Raw genomic sequence first — 21,811 nt, 5'->3', positions numbered from 1 at the left:
CTTTAATGTAATAGCGATGCCGCTAATACATACTATGGGGCATTAATCCAAATTTCTCTGGGCTATTCCCCAGTACAGGGCAGATTCTATACGCGTTGCGCACCCGTGCGCCGGTCGCCGGCGGATAAGCAAGCTTATCCCCGCTGCCCCTCGACTTGCATGTGTTAGGCCTGCCGCTAGCGTTCATCCTGAGCCAGGATCAAACTCTTCATCGTTGATTCTTATATAACTTCGATCAACCCATAAAAGCATTTTCCCGGCCCGTTATTTCGATTTCTTTTTCTGCACCACATACCCGTTTCCAAGCATGTGGCGCGCTGTCTTTACAATATATCAATGAACTTGTTTACTTCTTTTTTTACTCTCGCTCTTTCTCTAAGCGGGTGCAAATGTAGGATACTTTTTTTGTTTACACAAAACCTTTTTCGAATTATTTTTAAAAGATTTTTTAATCGACCTGTAACAAGCTGATTTGCAGCTAAAATATTAAAATAATTTTTTGTTCATTTTTAAGGTCCTCGCTAAAAACTCCAGAAAATAAACATTGAACTATGAAAAGAAATTCCAAACCAATCCAAATCGAATCACAAAATCCCTGTAAGGATAATTGGGAGCAGCATAAAAATTGTTGCCGGAAAAAGAAGAATTGAAGTGTTCGGCCTTTAAGAATATCCTAGTCTGCTGTACCCGGGCATTAATAAAAAAGTCCAACATGGGAAAACCACCCAATTCCTCCTGGTTCTGTAAATAGAATTCCCCCAACACCGGATTATAGGCATCCGCATTATAGGAAGTGAAATATTTAAGGGTCACCCCTGTTTGAAAGTACAGGGCCTTTTTAAACCCGAAGTTAGAATAATATAAAGTGTTTCTTGTAACCAGCTGTGGTACGTTTAATACATTATTGGTCTGGGAAACATCCTGATACATTACCGTATTGTTCAGTGCAAACCCCTTCCATTTAAATTCCTTTGCATATTTGACCTTAAGTATATTGATGGTACTACCCTCCTGAAACGGTCTAATAAATGCCTGCTCCTCTCCTTCAACCAAAGTTTCTGCCGGATCCGAAGCAAAGTAAGTGTAATTGTCCAAAGAAGTGTATTTCGCCATTACATTGCCAAAAAACTTGGATTCCAGATCAAACTGAAAACCGTTATTGTTTATCTTATTAAAGTCCCCCGTATGTTGCCAGTTGTAATTACTATAATCACTTTGATATAGCAGGAAATTAAAATTAGGCATACGTGAGGATGAGTGTATGGAAAATTTAAGCTTGTTGTTCTTGTTAATGTCATAACTGGCAAAGGCATCCAATAAATTTCCGGACAGATCCCCAGAGATATTGACCTGTGCAGCCCCATTCAACTGAAAACCACCGATCTTCTTTACATATTTGGCCCCGGCAGAGATTTCATCGCCACTTAACTGGCTTTGGATAAGCTGGGTTGGTGTTTGTAATACCGAATTAAAAAAATAGTTGTAGTGGTAATGATTAATAAGTCCCGTCAACACCCCTAACGTCTTATTGGAAAATTGTGCATAGGCCTGATTATAGGTCGTTTTTAAGCTAGCCTTATCCGAAATACTTGAATCATAGCCATCCCCAAAATATTCGTTCTGGGCGGTTTGCTTATATTGATAGTATTTGGTCTCATAACTAAACTCGTGCCCAAGCGCCAAAGAGGTTGTCCTGGTCTTGCCCGAATCCAGTTTACTGCCAAATAAAAGGTACTGATGATCCAAATAATACCTTTTCCCCAATAGACGGTTGGTGGCATCGGAAAAAAGCACATCTAACCTGGAACGGTCGGTAAAATCGGAATCACCCGATTCAAACTGCAATTCCTTATTGGACAATCCACCGTTTTCCTCAAACAAAGAATTTTGGGCCGCCCCATGCGCCCTTAAATTATAGCGCTTATCCTTAGATTCATAGTTGGCCGTCATCTTAAAATTACCCGACTCCGCTTCACTGTATTGATATTTTCCCAAGGACCTAAAGCCTTTAAATCCGATAGAAAAATTTAATCTTCTCGAGGTATTGAAAGCCAATAATGCATCCAAAAGCTGTCCCTGCTCAAAAGTGGTCTTGAACATGAGGTCGCTCATAGGTGTTGCCACATTGTAATAATCAATGTCCCTAACTTCCATATAGTTATAATGCTTCGCACTTGCACCCAGTTTAGGATAGGTATCCTTTACATCAAAATTAACACCCAATTTATTATACGGCTGCCCTACATTGGCAAAAGGCATCAACTCAAAATCGTCCCTTCGAAGAAAATTGTATTTATATTCCTTTTGGATGGAGATTGTAGTATCCAAAAAAGTAGTATCCCTTTCGTAACTTATAATCTTGTAATCCTTAATAGTCACCTCCTGACCCTTTTCTTCCCCATTTTTTTTAGGCGGAAGGTTTCGAACCCTACGCTCCATACCGGCCTCACCATCGTTACTTGATGGGGGAATGGAATCTTCCTGTGCACTAATGGCCTGACCAAACAACACTATAAAAAGTGTCAACAAATATCTCATGCTACAAACTTACGTTGACAAAGTTAATTTTTTTGTCCTTAATGAAATGTGAAAGTTTAAAAAACAGGCAAACAACACCTTATCTGCCATTTAAAAGTTAACGATAACCGCCCCTTAAATCCTGATATACCCTATTAGCCAAAGTCCAAATACACCCATCCACATTCTGGCAACAAAAAAACCTGCAGGGAACACCTGCAGGTTTTTAGACTTATAATTAAAGACGATTCTAGTTCAAATCCCAGAACAATTGGGTCTCTGGCTCATCTCCACCAATAGCGGAGGCAGCCGAACTATAATTGGCCCCATTTAAAGATTGCTCTATAATTGGATAGGTATACCTATTTGGAAAACCGGAAACCGCATCCGCTGGAGTGGCCATAAGCGGATAATCCAACAATCTAATAGAAGTCCAAGCCTCCATTCCCCTGTTGTAAAGTGAAATCCATTTTTGGGTTCCAATAACCTCCTTCCAAGGTGTGGTAGCCGTACTTGCCAAAATAGACAAGTCATAATCTACATTAGGTTGCGCCAAATAATCGGTAGCTTCTTCAGCGGTACCACCCCAATAAAGGATTGAGGCCGTTATGCCCGCATCATAGTGTTCCTTGGCAGTACCACCAACTTCAAATGACCGTGCCCTTGCTTCTGCCAATAAAAAGCTAACCTCGGAATAATCTAAAATAATACCCGGGAAAGTAGCCTCTTCCAACTGCGCTGAAACATGGGAATAGGACGAATAACTAGATGGCTCTCCAATGCCACCTCCCTCGTAGATGCCACCAGAAGTAGGCAAGAAATACAATGGCAATCTTGGATCATCCAAAGCATTCATAGCGTCTATGATCGTAGCGGCCGCAACAAAATCGTTCCTACCACTTAAAACCAAATTATCATAGACGGGATTTGTATTTGGGTCGGAACCTAAATATTCGTAGGCTGCATTATCATCATTACTTGTAAACACCCCGGTTGCAACAGCACTTTCAACTGTAGTTTTGGCGAAGGCCTCATCTACATCGGATAAAAGTATCCCCATTCTCAATTTTAGGGAAGCAGCAAACTTTTTCCATAATGCCACGTCACCTCCGTATATCCTATCAGCACTTCCAAAACTTCCAGTAGTTTCATCCAAAGCATTTATTGCAGCAGTAAGCCTAGCTACCAAATCCTTGTAAATAGTTTCGCCATCATCATACTTAGGAAGAAGGTTGTCTACATCCAAAGCTTCTGAATAAGGAACATCCCCAAAAGTTTCCACCAAATTGGCATACGTATATACATTGAGGATCTCGATAATGGTCAGCTTGTTTGGCTTTAAAGCCTCAAGCTCAGCAGTGGAATAGGTTGTTGCCTCAATAACTATTTTAGCCTCATCCAAATCCTTTAAAACATCTTTGTACATTACGCTCCAGTGTTTTGCAGGAATGGTTCTGGTAACCTGATCATAGTTACTTTCGTCCGTATACGTGGTTTCCTGTAAATACTGGGCCCAAAGTTTAGTATTGTTATTGTTTACATTCAAATCTACCACTTGGTCCACCAAGTTCTTCTGCGCCCCGGTAAACAAACTTTCACCCGGCACGGCCAATGGATCCTTGATGTTCTCGTTCAGACTTTCCAAATCACTGGAACAAGAAGCAAAAATCACGGCAGTAATTAATATTGCTAGTTTTTTCATTTTTATTTTTTTTTAGAATTGTAATTTAAGATTGACACCAAAATCCCTTGTAGTTGGTAAGGATCCAACGGAATACCCTTGAAGGTTACCAGCAGATAAACCACTTTCTGGATCTGCATGGGGCAAGTCTTTGTCTATAATCCAAAGGTTTGATCCAATAACGCTTAAACTAGCATTGGTCAAGAACGTATTAGCCAACAATTTGCTAGGCAAATTATAGGTAAGTGCCACTTCACGCAACTTCACATAGCTGGCATCATAGACAAATGCTTTGTCCGGCAAACCTCTTCTGTATCCAAAGGCACCAAATCTATCGGCTCTAATTCTAGAAGTGTTTGTTGACCCATCTGGGTTTACACCCTCATTGATAAATCCTCCGCCATCGGCCAAGGTATTCCTTACAGGATTACCCAAATCGTTGATAAACGCTGTTTCTGCATACAAACCAGTTGCAAGTCCATAGTATTGGTCCAAAGAGAAAATACTACCCCCTTGTTGAATATCGATCAAAAAGCTTAATGAAAATTCTTTGTAGTTAAATTTATTGGAAATCCCCATTAACCAATCTGGATTGGTATCCCCAATATTTTGATCCGATGTAGACGTTTTTATATATTGACCATCCGCTGGATCAACAACCCTTTCTCCATTTAAATAAGTGTAGTCCGTACCATAAATTACGCCATAGGGCTGACCTACTTCGGCATTAAGGGTTACCCCACCTTGGAAATCTCCCAATTGCAGCGTCTGGATTCCATCTTCCAAAGATACCACCTCATTCTTATTCTTCGTCCAGTTGACCATGGCTGTCCAACTGAAGTTATCCGTTCTAACCGGATTTCCAGATATGGAAAGCTCCACACCTTTGTTTTCAATTTCACCCGCATTCAATATCTTTTTTTCATAACCGGTGGCTCTTGATACAGGAACTCCAAAAATTTGATCTACAGAATTGGTTTGGTAATATGCCAAATCAAAACTCAACCTGTTGCGCAAAAACTTCATCTCCAAACCAAGTTCGAAACTTTCTGTTTTTTCAGGCTTCAAATTAGGATTCTTTTTCTCATTATCAACAGAAGTACTTGGTGCTCCTGGAGGAATGTTTACGTTATAAGTATCGTATAGGAAATCGAAAGGTGCACTATTACCTACCTCTGCGTAGTTGGCCCTTAATTTACCAAAAGTGATGAAATCAGCATTCAGAAGATTTGTGAACACGAAACTTGTGGCAATAGAAGGATAGTAAAAAGTACTATTATCCTCAGGCAATGTAGAAGAGTGGTCCCTTCTTATGGTAGCATCCAAGAAAAGTATACTGTTGTAACCCAAAGATGCGCTAGCATAAATACCGTCTATACCAACCCTTTCATCATTTTCAACAGGAAGGGCAAGTGGACCTGTACTATTCTGCAAAGAATATAGTTTTGGTACGCTCAAGCCACCGCTTGTTGCTGAGTAAATAGATTGAAATTCGCTCCTTCTAATGTTGGTACCCAATATCGCTTTCAAATTAAATTGATCGGAAAGGTCTTTTTGAAAATTAAACATGAAATCATAATTGGTCTCCGTAACTTCCAGATTTCTTCTTCCATAACCAGAATCAACATTTCCTCTGTTTCCGGCACTGTCCGGAATACCAAAGCTTGTTGGCACACTACCGTTGGCCCTTCTCTCTTCCTGTATCTCAGAATAAGTATCAGTAGCCGCCCTTGCCGTAAAGTTCAACCAGTCTGTAAATTCGTAATTCAAGGACACATTACCTATAAAACGATTTCTAGAATCGTTCTGGTAATTCTCATAACGTGTCCAATATGGGTTATCCCAGTAAATCGGTGCCGAACCGGCATCTGTGCTTGCTGGGTTCCAAGTAACGTTTCTTTTGGTATCAAAATAGATATCCTTTAGATCCTTTAGATCTACGTTGGTCTGCCACCATTGTTTAAAGTTACTCAAAATGTTATCATTATAACCTGTTGAGTTACGACCCAATGCCTTGGTGTTGATGTAATTGGCATAACCAGTAACCGTTAAGCGATCTGTTAATGCAAAAGACCCGCTCATGGAGAAATTATGCTTTTTAATAGTACTGTTCGGCATTAAACCGCTCTGATCGAATTGGGTATAATTCAAACGAAAAGAACCATCATCCTCATAAGATCTTGCAAAAGAAACCGAATTGGTTGTTGTAACCGGAGTCTCAAAAAATGTTATAGGCCCGTTCTTGGCGTTTACCCATGGGGTAGCCGTTCTATAGTTTGGAGAATCTGGATCCAAGGCATCCCACTGATAGATCATCAGATTTGGATCGAACCTTCCACCATAGGAAGCATCCTCTGTAAATGGTACGGTTAAATCCGCAACTCCGTCACCGGTAACATCCTCCATATTATAAAAATCATCTTCGTCCGGCCCGTAATATGGCCCGTATCCAGCACCGTATTGGTTCTGGTACTTGGCAAAGGTACTTTTATCTATAGACCCTATTGTAATTCCTGAATTAACAGTAACCCCAATTCCTTGGGCATCCTTTCCTTTTTTGGTGGTTATCATAATAACCCCGTTGGCAGCCCTTGAACCATATAGGGCAGAAGCGGCCGCTCCTTTTAAAACGTTTACAGACTCAATATCATCAGGGTTTATATCGGAAGCGGTATTTCCATAATCATAATAGTTACCGCTTGCCTCACCTTGATACTTGGAATTGGTGTTGGTATTGTTCACCGGCACACCATCAATAACGAACAGGGCCTGGTTGCTCCCGGTCAAAGAGGCATTACCCCTAATAACCACGTTGGTGGAACCTCCAAGGTTGTTGTTCTTTCTGATCTGAATACCAGAAGCCTTTCCCGAAAGGGCATTTACAAAGTTTCCGCTTTTCACAGTGCTCAAGTCCTCACCTTGAACCTCTTGTGTAGCATATCCCAAGGATTTTTTATCCCTTGAAATACCCAAAGCAGTAACTACCACTTCCTCAAGGGCTTGGGCATCCTCCTGCATAACCACATCAATTGTGGAAGATGCTCCAATTACTTTTGATACACTCATTTGTCCAATATAGCTGAACAATAAAGTTTGCCCTTCACTGCCTTGTATGGTGTAATTACCATCAAAATCAGTTTGTGTTCCATTAGTGGTCCCCTCGACCAAAATGTTCACTCCAGGTAGGGCAATACCCATTTGATCGGTCACCGTACCGGAGATTGTTTTTTCCTGTGCATAGGAAAAACTCATTAATAGCCCCATGATCGGAGCTAAAATCCAAGTTAGTTTTGATTTCATTTACTTTTTTTTAAGAATTAGTCAACCACAAACTTGTAAAAAATTTGTTAAAAAACCTAAAAAATTTAACAGAAGGATTACCATTTGTTAAACTAACCCCCTATTATTGTTAAATTGTTAATATTTTTACCATTTAACAATAATTAACCTAAAGAATTGTGTCAATTACTTCAAGATTCTTAACCTAAGATAATTCCTACCCCATTTATTGACTAAGTTTTAACAGATTTAGATCGACTTATATTTTTTTTAAAGACCTCTTTTGTAACAGAACCACTCCTTAACCAGTTTTTCAGAGCAAAATTATCAACTTATTTCTGGCCTTCGGGAATAAGAAACATTACATGAACTAAAATATTATACAACCGAGAATTTGTTCCCCATGGGTCTTCATCCCCTTTATAAATTTTTATATTTGACACCAGTTAGGGATAAACATTGGCTTGGGTCCGGATTGCCTTACGGACAGCTAAAAAGATTGATGAAGTATTTCCAATCCCAAACAACTTTAGAACATTACATAAATGTTAAAAGCCTTTTACAAATATGAGTTGGAAGCCGGCACGGATGAAGCCGGTCGGGGTTGTTTGGCAGGCCCCGTAACTGCTGCAGCCGTTATTTTACCAAAAGATTTTTCCAACGACACCCTAAACGACTCAAAAATTTTGTCCTCTGCAAAAAGGGATCTACTTAGGCCAATCATTGAAACCAATGCCACCAGCTTTGGAATTGCCCAGATTTTTCCAGATGAAATTGACAAAATCAACATCTTGAACGCTTCCTTTTTGGCAATGCACAAAGCACTGGACCAATTAAAAACGGACCCCCAATTTATCATTGTGGACGGCAACAGGTTTAACCCTTACCACAACATCCCCCACGCCTGTATTGTAAAAGGAGATGGCAAATACCTCAGCATCGCAGCTGCTTCCATTCTGGCCAAAACCTATAGGGACGCTTATATGGAAAAAATTCATTTGGAATACCCTATGTACAACTGGATAAAAAATAAAGGTTATCCCACCTTGGAACACAGGGAGGCCATACGTAAGTACGGCATCACTAAATATCATAGAAAAACTTTTAGACAATTACCAGATCAATTAAAACTGGACGTTTAAAAATCCTAAATTTGTTCAAAGCTTTATTTATGAAATTGAAAATACTAGCGGTACTCTTTATACTATTGATCGGATGCACAGAACAAAGCTCTAAGACCTCACCATTACTATACTACGTTCCTCAGAATAGTGCCATTATCATAAAAATAAACGACAAGCCCTCATTTTCCAGTGAATTGGAGAATAGTGACCTCATCAAGACCTTATCCAATACCGCTACCTATAGCTCTGTTCTGGAAAAATTGAAATCCTTAAAATATATTCAGCCCAATGGCGAGAGTATTTTGGCCTTTGTGGAACTGGGGAAGGCAAATTTTGAATTGCTATTGATTGCCCAAAACAGTGATGATCTTTTTCTGATTGAGGATGGCAGCGATAAGGTGGTCGAAAATATAAGTTACGAGGGCAAAAGCTTTGACCGCTACACTGTGGACGGGGCCAATTTCTTTTCCACCGTTTTGGATGACAAAATTATAGTTAGCTCCGCGCAAATGCTAATCGAAAATATACTTCGCAATGAAAGGGACCTAGCAGCAGACGAATCCTTGAATAAATTGTATCAAATCGCCAATAACCAGAGTAGTGCCAATATTTTTATAAACACTAATAAAAGCAACCCCTTGCTTAACCACATTTTGTCTGACGGACATAAAGTTGATATATCCAAATTTACGGACTGGGTATCCCTTGATTTTAACACCAACAAGGACCATCTAAAATTAAATGGTATAAGTATGGCCAACGATTCTATAATAAACTATAGTAATCTTTTTAAAAGCAGCCATGCCCTAACGCCAAGGACACCAACTCTGGCCCCTATGGCCTCCGATGCCATAATGGCCTTTACTTTTGACAATTACGAAAACTTTGCCTTGAACCAAAAAAAATACTTGGACCGCTCCGTAGTCATAGACACTACTTTTAAGGCAGTGGAAGAAATCGGATTTGTGTATCTGAACAACGAAAAGGCGGTCATACTGCACACCTATGGTTCCGAGAATATCCTGAACTATCTGGATAAACTGGAAAAAGCTTCGGAAGAATACCAAGGCAATGAAATTGTTGGGCTCTCCAAGTCCGACTTCCTTAATCATTATTTCAATCCACTGATACAAGATTTTGAAGCCAATTATTATACTATTATAGAAAATGCATTTGTGTTCTCCCCTTCTCCGGAGACCTTAAAAACCTTCATTGGAAATTTTAAAAATGTTTCCACTTTTGAAAAAACTTCGGTTTACAAAACAGCAAAAGAACAATTGGCAGATGAGTCCTCCATGCTCTTTGTTTCCAATGCCGATGGTATTGAATATTTCTTGGAACAATACATGGACAAGGACATCGTTAAAAACATTAAGACCAAGGAGCTATCCGAGTATTCCTTTGCAGCTCAAATGGTCGTGGATGACAATTTTCACCACACCAATGTACTTTTCCAAAAAATTGCCCACGAAACCACGCTCAACAAAACCATTCCCTATTTCACCCTGCAGTTGGACACGGAAATAGTAACACCTCCCCAATTTGTAAAAAACCATAGGACCAACAAGGACGAAATTATAGTTCAGGACCAGGACAACAATCTCTATCTAATTTCTACGGACGGCAAGGTAATATGGAAAAAACAACTAAGTGGTAGAATCCAGGGACGTGTAGAGCAGGTTGATCTGTACAAAAATGGAAGATTGCAATTGGCCTTCACTACGGACAACCAATTTATGATAGTTGATAGAAATGGCAAGGATGTGCCCCCCTTTACATTCACCTTTGAAGGAGGCAATTTAAACCCTTTGGCCGTATTTGATTACGACCGCAAAAAGGATTATAGGTTTTTGGTTACCCAAGGAACAAAACTATTTATGTACAATAGCTCGGGACAGATAGTAAAAGGTTTTAAATACACTAAGGCAGATAACTCCATTCTGGGCACACCCAAGCATTTTAGGGTTGGAAAAAAGGATTATTTGGTCATGAAACAGGAAGGTGGCGAATTAAAAATATTGTCCAGGACCGGTGATACAAGGGTCAATGTGTCCAATAAAATAAATTTTTCCGACAACGAAATTCTCCTTCATAAAAACAAGTTTACGGTTACCGACACCAAAGGCCATCTTTTCCAAATAGATGAAAAAGGCAAGACAACCACTGCCAACTTAAACCTACTCCCAGACCATGGTTTGGATGCCACAAGCAATACCCTGGCCATTATGAACGATAATGTACTGACCATAAGAAGCAAAAAAGTGGAATTGGACCTGGGGGTATATTCAAAACCACGGATATTCTATCTAAACGACAAGATATATATAAGCGTTACGGACATACAGAACCAGAAAATCTATCTTTTCGACAGTCAGGCAGAGGCCATTTCCAACTTTCCCGTTCCTGGCAATTCCAGTATTGATTTAATTGATATGGACAACGACCATAAGTTGGAGCTTGTAGCTAAGGATCAGGACAACTCCATTATTGTATACAAAATCAATTAGGAAAAATAAGGGAGATAAATACCATCCAGAATAACCTATTGGGTAAGTTTTTACTTTTTTTGGATAGGAAAAATACTATTTAAAATTGCCATTAATCTTACATTATAGGGCTTCCCTAGCCACTGCCGCATTTCTTTTCTTGTAAACTTTTTTAATGTAAATGTTAACCATTGGTTTTAACACACCATTAATACATAAAAACAGGCAACATATACACCTGTCCTGGAGCAAGCCTGAAATTTTGTTAAATTTAGATAACATATTGAGCCAAAGTTGATTGAGAACAAAACAAGACGAGAACATTAAAAATAAAAATCATGAATCCCATTAAAGTATTCCCCAAAATATTCCCAGCTTTTCTATTGCTTTTCTTTTTTTCCGGCGCCCTTCAAAGCCAAATTTTGAAAAAATTGGGTAAGCGGGCAGAAAGGGCCGTAGAACGAACCGTAGAAAACAGGGTGGATAGGGAAGCTTCAAAAAAGACAGATGAAGTCTTGGACAGTATTTTGGAACCAGGTTCTAAAAAATCTCCTACAGACACACAGATAGAAAACCCATTACCTCCTTCGGGTCAAGACAATCCCGGAAATGTGGGTGGAAACAACGACAGTGGCAGCACACCGGGACAGCCTACCAAAAAGACCATTGAGGTATACAGTAAATTTGACTACGTACCTGGAGACAAGCCTTTATTTTTTGATGATTTCTCCAATGATTTCATTGGCGATTTCCCTTCCAAATGGAATACCAATGGCGGTGGGGAAGTTGTATCCATAAATGATTCCGACGAGAAATGGTTTGAATTAATTTCGGGATACAACATATATTATATTCCGGACATACCAAATTTGCCCGAGGAATACACCATTGAATTTGATATCATGGCCCTAGGGTTGGACAACAAGACATCTTCTACCTCATTTCTTAGGGTAGCTTTAAGTGATGACGACAAATTTAAAGACGGCGCCAATTTTGTACATGCCCATATTCCTTTTTGCCAATACTCTCCAATAGGCATCACCATGGCCAACCACATTAATAACAAAAGAGAAATTTACAGTGTTGTTAGGGCCGATCTTAGGGATGAGATTTTAGATAGGCCACATGTTTCCATTGCCGTAAACAAACAGCGTTTTCGATTATGGGTCAACGAGGAGAAACATATAGATATCCCCAGGATAGTACCCCAAGGAGCCGTGTTGAAATCTTTAAAATTTCATATGAACAATTTTAAGGATGGTAAGGAACGCGTGTTCATCAGCAACCTTAAAGTAGCCGAAGGCGGTTTGGACTTACGTCGTAAATTGATTTCAGAAGGGGAAGTTTCCACCAATGGGATTCTGTTCGATTCCGGTTCGGCCAATATCCAACCACAATCCATGGGGATCATTCGACAAATTTCCCAAGTTTTACAGGAAGAAAACGGAATGAACCTAATGATAATTGGCCATACCGACGCCGATGGCCCTGAAGATGCCAATTTAAGCTTGTCACAAAAGCGAGCTGCCGCGGTGAAAAATGCACTAGTTAGTGTTTATGGTATTTCAGACAGCCGTTTGCAAACCCAAGGCAAGGGGGAAAGCCAACCCATAGGGGATAACAATACTCCCGACGGCAAAGCTCAAAACAGGCGTGTCGTTTTCAAAAAAATATAACCTTAATACATATCCATCTTAAATCTAAAACATGAGAACACTTATCTTAATTTATAGCTTTTTCCTTGTAACCTCCATCGCTTTCTCCCAAAATTGTAGTAAATACTACCCAATGGAGGAGGGCACAAGTTTTCAATATACAATGACCAACAAAAAAGGAAAGACAGAAGGAATTACCGACTACTCTATTACAAATGTTGAAAATACAGGTGGTGTTACCACCGCCACCATGAATATGAAGTTTACCGATGAAAAAGGCAAGGAAATATTTGTATCCGATTATAAAATCAGCTGTTCAGAGGATATAGTCAAGATAGACTACAATTCTTTGGTACCTGCACAAATGATGAAACAATATACGGATATGGGAATGGAAATGGAGATTAGCGGAACAGATATAGAGTTGCCCAACAACCTTAGTGTTGGACAGGGCTTAGACGACGCCAATGTAGCCATAGCCATCAAAATGACTGGTATGAACATGAATATTAAAGTAGACCAGCTAAATAGGGTAGTGGAAAAAACAGAAAATGTCACCACGCCAGCAGGAAACTTTAAGTGTTACGTGATAACTCAGGACAATATTTCTGAGACCATGGGCGTAAAACAAATAATGCAATCCAAGTTATGGCTTGCTGAAGAGGTAGGAATGGTAAAACAGGAAACCTATAATAAAAAAGGTGACCTAACCACCCAAATGCTTCTCACCAAGCTTAACAACTAAATCAGCACATTTAATCTGAAAAGCCCGAGGCCTGTATTTTGTGTTTTTTAGCATAATTGTTGGTCACAACTTTGAAATTCAGCTTCAAATAAGTTAGAAAAATGCTTCAATAGTCTTTGCTTCACCTCGGCCATATCCACTTCCTTTTTACCAAGCTCAACATTCAAAGAAGTAACGGCCTTACCTTTAATGCCGCAGGGAATCATCAGATCAAAATAGCCCAGATCGGCATTCACGTTCAATGCAAAACCGTGCATGGTTACCCATCGGCTGGCTCGTACCCCCATGGCACATATTTTTCGGGCAAATGGGGTACCCACATCCAACCAAACCCCTGTTTCCCCTTCGGAGCGCTCCGCATTAAGACCGTAGTCCGCCAGGGTCAAAATAACCATTTCCTCTAAAAACCTGAGGTATTTGTGAATATCGGTAAAGAAATTATCCAGGTCCAAAATAGGATAACCAACAATCTGTCCCGGACCATGATAGGTGATGTCCCCGCCACGGTTTATCTTGTAGAATTTTGCGCCTTTTTCGGTAAGTACATTTTCATCTACCAACAGATTATCCATATCCCCGCTTTTCCCCAAAGTGTATACATGCGGATGCTCCACCAACAAAAAATGATTGGGCGTTTCCAATTGGGAACCCTCCCTCCTATTCTTTATTTTTAAGTCGATTATAGATTTGAACAATTGCTCCTGGTAATCCCAAGTATCCTTGTAATCCTTAAGTCCCAAATCTTCTAAGAGAATCCTTTTGTTCATCCTGCAAAGATACAAACTCCGGCCATAAACCAAATCTCAAAACCCTAGTTTGGATTGTTAAGGATGATCAAGGCGGCAATAACGCCAGGCACCCACCCGCAAAGAGTAAGCAGAAAAACGATAATAAAAGAGCCACAACCCTTGCCAATTACGGCCAAAGGCGGGAAAATAATGGCCAACAAGACCCTAAAACAGCCCATGCTTTTTTCAATTTTTGATTGATGACGTCCCTCCTCGGGACTGATATACTACTTTTATTCCGCCCCTTGGAAGGACAGCTATACCTATTTGACTAAAAAACGGACATTTTGTTACAGGAAAATGGGAATAATTTGAATAGGCTATTTTGAAAACAATCAATTCCAATTTTTGGATTGATAGATTAACGGAGAGTGCCTATATTTGCAGCCTTAATTTATAAGAATATGCAACTTTCGGAACAAGAAGTAATTAGAAGGGAAAAACTTGGCAAGTTACGGGAATTGGGCATCGACCCCTATCCCGCTGCACTGTATCCAGTAAATAGTACTTCTAAAAAGGCCAAGGAGAACTATGAAGAAGGCAAAAAAGTAGTTCTTTCCGGAAGGCTTATGTCCAGAAGGATACAAGGAAAGGCCTCCTTTGCGGAACTGCAGGACAGCGAAGGCCGTATACAGGTCTATTTTAACAGGGACGAAATTTGTACTGGGGACGACAAGACCTTGTACAATGATGTGTATAAAAAATTATTGGACATTGGCGACATTATTGGTATAGAAGGGGAACTTTTCACCACACAAGTAGGCGAGAAAACCGTAATGGTAAGGAATTTTACATTACTAAGTAAATCCTTGCGCCCATTGCCTTTACCAAAAGTAGATGCCGACGGAAAAGTTTACGATGAATTTAACGACCCTGAACTGCGCTACCGTCAGAGATATGTGGATTTGGTAGTAAACCCAAGCGTTAAGAAAAATTTTATAAAGCGCACCAAAATCACCAATAGTATGCGTCAGTTTTTTAACGATGCCGGCTATTTGGAGGTGGAGACCCCTATTCTACAACCCATTCCCGGAGGTGCCGCAGCACGTCCGTTTATGACGCACCACAACGCATTGAACATTCCTTTATATTTAAGGGTGGCCAATGAGCTATACCTAAAAAGGCTGATTGTTGGTGGCTTTGATGGGGTTTACGAATTTGCAAAGGATTTTAGAAACGAGGGCATGGATCGTACCCACAACCCTGAGTTTACCGTCATGGAACTTTATGTAGCCTACAAGGATTACAATTGGATGATGGATATGACCGAAAAGCTACTGGAAAAAGTGGCTATCGATTCCAACGGCACTTCCAAGGTAACCGTTGGCAAAAATGAGATAGAATTTAAGGCCCCTTACCCTAGGGTACCCATTTTGGAAGCTATTAAAATCCATACCGGTTTTGATGTTGCCGGGATGAACGAGGTGGAACTTAGGGAAGTTGCCAAAAAATTAAATATTGAGGTTGATGACAGTATGGGAGTTGGCAAGCTTATCGATGAAATTTTCGGTGAAAAATGCGAACATCACTACATACAGCCTACCTTCATTACAGATTACCCCAAAGAAATGAGTCCTTTGTGCAAGGAGCACAGGGACAATCCGGCATTGACAGAACGTTTTGAACTCATGGTAAATGGAAAGGAATTGGCCAATGCCTATTCCGAGCTGAACGATCCCATTGACCAGCGCGAAAGATTTGAAGAACAACTTCAACTATCGGAAAAAGGGGACGACGAGGCCATGTTCATTGATCAAGATTTCCTAAGGGCCTTGGAATACGGAATGCCCCCTACCAGTGGTATCGGTATCGGAATTGATCGTTTGGTCATGTTGATGACCAATAATGCTTCCATACAAGAGGTACTTTTCTTTCCTCAAATGAGACCAGAAAAGAAACAACTGGAACTTAGCGAGGAAGAAAAGGAAATCCTTGCCCTGCTAAAACCGGAAGGCAAATTGGCCCTGGATGAGCTTAAGACCAAAGCAGGCTTAAGTGGCAAAAAATGGGATAAATCCATGAAGGCCCTTTCCAAGCACGAGTTGATCAAGGTTGCCACCGAGGGCGACACAAAAGTGGTTATTCTGAAGAAGTAACTCCTGCAGCGGAAAATTTACAATAGACCTATTTCAATAACAAGTGCTTGCAATTCTCGACTTTTTAATTGAGACCTGCAAGCATTTTATTTTATACTATACCACCTTAGTTGGGAGCCTTTTATTGCAATCAAAAGATTAATGTCCAACTTCAAAATACAACTATACCCCATTCACAAAGTTTTGCTATTTTAAATCATGTACGGCAGCCTCATTGCCAAAAAAATCATAGAAAACTACCTGACTTTCATTTCCGTTAAGGAACAATGTGCGACTGGAATGTGACAAATATGAAGAACCGTAATAAAACTCCTGAAGACGCTCTGAGCCATCTTTATATTTAATTGTAGCTTTGGCCACATTGGGTAATACATCAATATATAACCTTGGTTTTGACTGGTTATCTACAACATAAGCCTTCAAAGTATCAGAGTTTCTACTAAAAACGTAGGATTGTTGACCCTTAATATTTATTGAAACTGCCCCTCTGTTATCACCGTTTATTCCCAATCCACTTTCTATTGCAGAAATACCGTTAAATTCTCCCTTTCCATTACCCTTTAACAAGGTTCCCTTGGAAGCATTGTGGCGCCCAACACCCACTTCCGTACCATAGTTATTACCGGTCATTAACACGTCCAAATTACCATCTTCATCAAAATCATTAATTAGGATACCATACACTGGGGCCATTTGCGCCTCATTGGGAAGAACCTTAATTTCAAACTTACCTTTGCCGTTATTTTGAAGATAGACCGAAGCGAATTGAAAAGCCTTGGTAATATATGAACTGCTTTTTTCCTGCTCGGACAAAACATCGGGCATGGTTGCTTGGGCATAGCTGGCATAATCAGGAAATTTTTTCTTCATCTGAGGAATCTGCTTAATAAGATCATCCCTAGAATGTACGGGGTATTCATGGCCATTATTATAGGATGACATGATTGGGTCTATACTACCATTTTTATCATAATCCTTAGCGTATATGGTTAATGGTTCATTTGGAGAGACCTTGTATTTGGTATTTAAACCTTGGTTTCCCAAAACGTAGTCTATATCCCCATCATTATCAAAGTCGCCTCCGTTTATACTGTTCCACCAACCAGAAGTATAGGTTAGTCCAGTTTTTTCAGAACTGTTTATAAATTTACCATTCTGATTCTCAAAAAATTGAATTGCCATAAATTCACCCACAACGATCAGGTCTGTATCTCCATCGGCGTCATAATCGGTCCAAAGTCCATCTGTGACCATACCAACTTTTCTAAGGGACGGCGCTAATTTGTTGGTGGCATCCTTGAATATCCCATCAACGTTTTCCAACAAATAACTGTTGGGGGGCAAAGGATACTTTAAGGGTGTTAATCGTCCTCCAATAAATAGATCAAGATCTCCATCCATGTCAAAATCCGAAGCCCTAACACAAGAACCACTAGTACTGATTCTAGGCAGGGCATTTACATCCAACTTAAAATTCCCTTGTCCATCATTTGTGTAAAGTCTATCCTGATAATATTCAGACCCCTCGTAAAATTCATTGCTTCCACTTACGATATAAAGGTCCTGGTCACCATCTCCATCGTAATCAAAAAACAATACACCTGTATCCTCCTCATATTTATCCTTTTCATTGGGGATTAATAACTTTACGTCAAAAGTTCCGTCGGAACTTCCATAAAATAATCTACCACTATAATTATATCCTCCTCCAAGAAAAAAATCTTCCCTTCCGTCGTTATTAATATCGCCGACTGCCAATCCTGGGCCTTGATTAGAATGTTTATGTGGCAAAAGAAACTGTCGGTTAAAATCATAATACACCATTTCCTTGTGCAAATAGTCCAAATTTAGAGATGTGGCAATATCCTTAAATAGGCCACTTGTTGATTTGCTATTTGTTGAGGCTATTTCCATGGAAGCTTCATCTTGTAACAATGTTAATAGCTTGTCTGACTCAGGATTTAATAATTTGCTCACTTTCCCGTCTGGCCAACGGGCAATAACACTATCGACGACCTTTTTCTTACCTAAACCAAAATGAATCGTCTTGTCTATTGCAGATTGATATCCCCTTGTTAAAGCCTGTCGCACTATTTGTTGTTTTCCATCCTGAAACAAAATGACCTCTGTACCCAAACCCATGCTGTTTAAACCATCTCCCTTCAAATGAATACTCAAATAATGATGCCCCAAAACCGCTTGGGATCTATTTTCATATACAGAAGCAGTCTGGTTAATATTGTTGATTACAATATCCAGGTCGCCATCATTATCCAAATCTGCATAGGCCGCACCATTGGACAAGGAAGGCTGATCAAGGCCCCACGCTTCCGCCACATTCTCAAAACTTAAATTGCCATTATTTTTGAACAAAAAATTAGCCAGTTTAATGGACGGCATTTCTTTTGCTTTTTGTTTAAGTATATAATCTAGACTATCCTTGGAAACATTGGCGGATAAGGAACCTGTATAATTTATAAAATCGAGGTCGGTGATGTCCCTCAAATAGCCATTGGTCACAAAAAGATCTTTGAGTCCATCGTTGTCGAAATCCGCAAAAAGAGGAGCCCAACTCCAATCCGTAGCATCCACATTCAGCAATTGACCAATTTCCGAAAAATTTGGATGACCGTTATCCAAAGTCCCATTATTGATTTGTAAGGTATTGCGCATGTACTGGGGCATATAACCTTGTTGTAATGTGCGTTCAAATAAGTCGAAATTTAGTGGTCCGGACATTTTTTTTTCATGATAATTGTCTCCTGGACGCATATCCATCGTAACGATATCAACCAAACCATCATTGTTAAAGTCGGCCATATCATTACCCATACTAAAATGGCTTACGTGGTCCAAATAGGTCTTGGCCATTTCTTGAAAAGTTCCATCTTTTTTATTGATGTAGAGGTAGTCATTAGCAATAAAGTCATTGGTAACCAGAATATCTTCCCATCCATCGTTATTTATATCCGCTATCCCAACCCCTAGACCAAGTCCGTCGAAAACTATTCCGGCTTCTTTTGAAACCTCAGTGAAGACGATTCCCTTATCCTTTGTTTCATCATTACGATACAATTTATCGTTGGCAGGACCATTACCATCCTTTTTCAATGGTCTTACGTTATTAGGGTCCCGAATATCATTGGTATGGTTTAAAAGATACATATCCAAATCGCCATCCTTGTCATAATCAAAAAAGGCAGCTTGTGTGGAATAACTAGTATCCGCTATACCATAGGCTTCAGCCTGTTCAATAAATTTTAGATTGCCTTGATTTATATATAGGAGATTTTTTCGTTCATCCTTATCGTAATTCCCAGACCTGCACACATAAATATCCAACAGTCCGTCATGATTAATGTCTACCATAGTTACACCTGTGGACCACCCAGGTGTAACGATTCCAGCTGAATCTGAAATATCCTCAAAACTTAGCCCTCCCTTATTCAAATACAATTTATCATTTACCATATTTCCTGTGAAATAAATGTCCGGCAAACCATCATTGTTAATATCCCCAATGGCCACTCCCCCGCCATTATAGACATAAAAAAAATCGACCATATTAAAGGTGTCATTTTCTTCAATAAGATTATTAAAGGATATGTTGGTAATATTGTTCGACAATAATTTGAACAGCGGTTCGTGTTCAGACTTTTCAGGTTCTCCGGATCCACTATCCTTACAAGAAATAACCTGTATGAAAATTATGGCAAAGAATAGTACCTTGGCAAATTTATACATCATTGTAAATTAAAACTTTACACATCAATATTACTACATAAAAATCAGAAAACCTGTCGACTATGACAGGTTTTCAAAAAAACTCTAACTAACTCAAAAAACTATTGATATTGGGGATTCTGTGTAACATTGGGATTTCCCAACACCTCGTTCAATGGAATTGGCAAAACATAATCCTTGGCCTTTAATGTTCGGTCCACACCATATGTATCTATAAATTCCTGAATATAATCACCCAAATAATCCGGTGTACCTCCAAAAGTACTTTTTCTTTTAAGCTCGGGATAAACCTCACATTCCATAGCAAATTCCATTACCCGCTCATTAACTATAGCGTCTCTCAGCAGCTCCTTACTAAGGCCGGAAAGGGGATCCAAACCTGCTCTTTCACGTACCAAATTGATACCTAGATAAGGATCCCCAGTACCGCTCTCATTGGCAGCCTCTGAATGACCCAATAATACATCCGCATAACGCAGATATACAATATTCTTCTCGGTAAGGTTTGCATTGGATATACCCATTTCGGTGTATTTTGCCGACCAACCGTTACCAAAAATTAGTTCATCGGGATTATTGGGATCAGCATCTGCAGAAACCATTCCTCCAAAACGACTTAAATTGTACGATGCATCTGCACTCCATTTCACTATTGGTCTTTCTCCTGCTGAATTGGGTCCTACTCTGGTTGTAGGATACTCACTAATAAAAGTGCCCGCAATCCTCTTATCATTTGGATCATATTTTTCCCGGAATGCTTGTGTAGAATTTATCCAATGCCAACCCACACCACCTAAATCGTTGGGAAGATCACCTGGAATGAAATGTTGATGATAGTTCTGATTTTCACCAGAGTTGGCCGAAGATGATACTTGAGCTTCAAAAATACGTTCACCTGTATTTTCATCAGCTACAGAGAAGTTTTGTGCAAAATCATCAAAAAGATCAAGTCCACTTTCAGTCATAATAGTTTCCGCGGTTGTCCGTGCCTCACCCCATTTTTCATCCTGTAAATATGCCTTCACCAACAGTGCCATTGCAGCCCATTTGGTTGCCCTACCTACATTTCCGGAAGAATACGATTCAGGTAAAACTGCAGCCGCTATGATTAAATCATCTTCAATTAGGTCCAATGCCAGGCGTTTTCCATTTTCATTGGACGGAAGGTCCTTATCGCTCTCCGTTTTTTGCGTTGTTACTGGAATATTATCAAAATAACGAACAAGATTGTAATAGTAAAAGGCTCTTAGGAACATTGTTTCTGCCTTTACCCTATCTATCAAGGCCGTATTGGGAGCACCTTCCTCCTTTAGTTGATCGGCCTTCTGGATTATAGCATTTGCCCTATTAATATTTTCGTAGGATATTCTCCAATACGTAGCTATATAGTCATCACTAGGGTTAACGTTCCCATTTTGAAAATCTAATGGTCCTTTTTCCCAACCCACTTGGTACCCTACAAGGCATTCAAAAACAAATCGATCATAGTAATGATTAAACCAATCCCTACCATAACCAATTCCATCATAGACGGCATTGACACCAAGTTCCAATTGCTCTGCTGTTGCAAAGAAATTATCTTGGGTAGTAAAATCCGGATTTTCTTCCAAATCCGAACATCCTACCAGCGGTATTGCTATTGCAAAAAAGAAGAGGAGGCGGTAATACCTAAATTTTTTATATGTCTTCATCGTAT

12 protein-coding genes and 1 rRNA gene are annotated in these 21,811 nt (G+C 39.7%); 5 read left to right on the top strand and 8 right to left on the bottom strand.

Going from position 1 to position 21,811, the window contains the following annotated elements; all coding sequences use genetic code 11:
• The 4 genes from BUA60_RS06050 to BUA60_RS06035 all read right to left on the bottom strand — a co-directional run.
• A 16S ribosomal RNA gene (locus BUA60_RS06050) occupies positions 1–215 on the bottom strand; the annotation flags it as partial.
• Between the two features lie 334 nt (positions 216–549).
• A complete protein-coding gene (locus BUA60_RS06045; RefSeq protein WP_072860771.1) occupies positions 550–2,538 on the bottom strand; it encodes a putative porin in 1,989 nt (662 codons plus the stop codon).
• A gap of 229 nt (positions 2,539–2,767) precedes the next feature.
• Positions 2,768–4,219 carry a SusD/RagB family nutrient-binding outer membrane lipoprotein gene (locus BUA60_RS06040; RefSeq protein ID WP_072860770.1) on the bottom strand — a complete coding sequence of 484 codons (1,452 nt, stop codon included), beginning with the start codon at positions 4,217–4,219 and terminating at the stop codon, positions 2,768–2,770.
• 12 nt (positions 4,220–4,231) lie between these two features.
• Positions 4,232–7,498, bottom strand: coding sequence for a SusC/RagA family TonB-linked outer membrane protein (locus tag BUA60_RS06035; protein ID WP_072860769.1), 3,267 nt, complete (start codon positions 7,496–7,498; stop codon positions 4,232–4,234).
• Between the two features lie 524 nt (positions 7,499–8,022).
• Here BUA60_RS06035 and BUA60_RS06030 point away from each other — a divergent pair.
• From BUA60_RS06030 to BUA60_RS06015, 4 genes are all read left to right on the top strand, one after another.
• Entirely contained in the window at positions 8,023–8,619 is a 597-nt protein-coding gene (locus BUA60_RS06030) for a ribonuclease HII (RefSeq protein WP_072860768.1), read from the top strand.
• 29 nt (positions 8,620–8,648) lie between these two features.
• The gene (locus BUA60_RS06025; protein ID WP_072860767.1) at positions 8,649–11,108 is read left to right on the top strand and encodes a PQQ-binding-like beta-propeller repeat protein; all 2,460 of its coding nucleotides are present in this window, start codon (positions 8,649–8,651) and stop codon (positions 11,106–11,108) included.
• A gap of 317 nt (positions 11,109–11,425) precedes the next feature.
• Entirely contained in the window at positions 11,426–12,763 is a 1,338-nt protein-coding gene (locus BUA60_RS06020; RefSeq protein WP_072860766.1) for an OmpA family protein, read from the top strand.
• A gap of 31 nt (positions 12,764–12,794) precedes the next feature.
• Positions 12,795–13,487 carry a TapB family protein gene (locus BUA60_RS06015; protein WP_072860765.1) on the top strand — a complete coding sequence of 231 codons (693 nt, stop codon included), beginning with the start codon at positions 12,795–12,797 and terminating at the stop codon, positions 13,485–13,487.
• A gap of 47 nt (positions 13,488–13,534) precedes the next feature.
• Here BUA60_RS06015 and lipB read toward each other — a convergent pair whose 3' ends face one another.
• Together lipB and BUA60_RS06005 are read right to left on the bottom strand one after the other, a co-directional pair.
• On the bottom strand, positions 13,535–14,254 hold the full coding sequence (lipB, locus tag BUA60_RS06010; protein WP_072860764.1) for a lipoyl(octanoyl) transferase LipB: 720 nt from the start codon (positions 14,252–14,254) through the stop codon (positions 13,535–13,537).
• 44 nt (positions 14,255–14,298) lie between these two features.
• A complete protein-coding gene (locus BUA60_RS06005) occupies positions 14,299–14,454 on the bottom strand; it encodes a YqaE/Pmp3 family membrane protein (protein WP_072860763.1) in 156 nt (51 codons plus the stop codon).
• Positions 14,455–14,679: 225 nt separating this feature from the next.
• On the opposite strand from BUA60_RS06005, the gene lysS reads away from it, so the two are divergent.
• Entirely contained in the window at positions 14,680–16,371 is a 1,692-nt protein-coding gene (gene lysS, locus BUA60_RS06000; protein WP_072860762.1) for a lysine--tRNA ligase, read from the top strand.
• A gap of 186 nt (positions 16,372–16,557) precedes the next feature.
• On the opposite strand, the gene BUA60_RS05995 is transcribed toward lysS, so the two are convergent.
• Both BUA60_RS05995 and BUA60_RS05990 read right to left on the bottom strand, forming a co-directional pair.
• A complete protein-coding gene (locus BUA60_RS05995; protein ID WP_084532493.1) occupies positions 16,558–20,118 on the bottom strand; it encodes a VCBS repeat-containing protein in 3,561 nt (1,186 codons plus the stop codon).
• A gap of 98 nt (positions 20,119–20,216) precedes the next feature.
• Positions 20,217–21,806 (bottom strand): RagB/SusD family nutrient uptake outer membrane protein, encoded by a 1,590-nt coding sequence (locus BUA60_RS05990; protein ID WP_072860761.1) that lies wholly within the window; start codon positions 21,804–21,806, stop codon positions 20,217–20,219.
• Positions 21,807–21,811 lie beyond the last annotated feature (5 nt).

The organism is Arenibacter palladensis, from assembly GCF_900129275.1.
Taxonomy (GTDB): domain Bacteria; phylum Bacteroidota; class Bacteroidia; order Flavobacteriales; family Flavobacteriaceae; genus Arenibacter; species Arenibacter palladensis.
This window is presented reverse-complemented; position numbering and strand designations above follow the sequence as displayed.

Bases quoted from the DNA above. Each gene is read 5' to 3' on its own strand.
- BUA60_RS06030 (WP_072860768.1), top strand. From the start codon at position 8,023: ATGTTAAAAGCCTTTTACAAATATGAGTTGGAAGCCGGCACGGATGAA.
- BUA60_RS06035 (WP_072860769.1), bottom strand. From the start codon at position 7,498: ATGAAATCAAAACTAACTTGGATTTTAGCTCCGATCATGGGGCTATTA.
- BUA60_RS05995 (WP_084532493.1), bottom strand. From the start codon at position 20,118: ATGATGTATAAATTTGCCAAGGTACTATTCTTTGCCATAATTTTCATA.
- BUA60_RS06015 (WP_072860765.1), top strand. From the start codon at position 12,795: ATGAGAACACTTATCTTAATTTATAGCTTTTTCCTTGTAACCTCCATC.
- BUA60_RS06025 (WP_072860767.1), top strand. From the start codon at position 8,649: ATGAAATTGAAAATACTAGCGGTACTCTTTATACTATTGATCGGATGC.
- BUA60_RS05990 (WP_072860761.1), bottom strand. From the start codon at position 21,806: ATGAAGACATATAAAAAATTTAGGTATTACCGCCTCCTCTTCTTTTTT.
- BUA60_RS06005 (WP_072860763.1), bottom strand. From the start codon at position 14,454: ATGGGCTGTTTTAGGGTCTTGTTGGCCATTATTTTCCCGCCTTTGGCC.
- lysS (WP_072860762.1), top strand. From the start codon at position 14,680: ATGCAACTTTCGGAACAAGAAGTAATTAGAAGGGAAAAACTTGGCAAG.
- BUA60_RS06020 (WP_072860766.1), top strand. From the start codon at position 11,426: ATGAATCCCATTAAAGTATTCCCCAAAATATTCCCAGCTTTTCTATTG.
- lipB (WP_072860764.1), bottom strand. From the start codon at position 14,254: ATGAACAAAAGGATTCTCTTAGAAGATTTGGGACTTAAGGATTACAAG.
- BUA60_RS06040 (WP_072860770.1), bottom strand. From the start codon at position 4,219: ATGAAAAAACTAGCAATATTAATTACTGCCGTGATTTTTGCTTCTTGT.
- BUA60_RS06045 (WP_072860771.1), bottom strand. From the start codon at position 2,538: ATGAGATATTTGTTGACACTTTTTATAGTGTTGTTTGGTCAGGCCATT.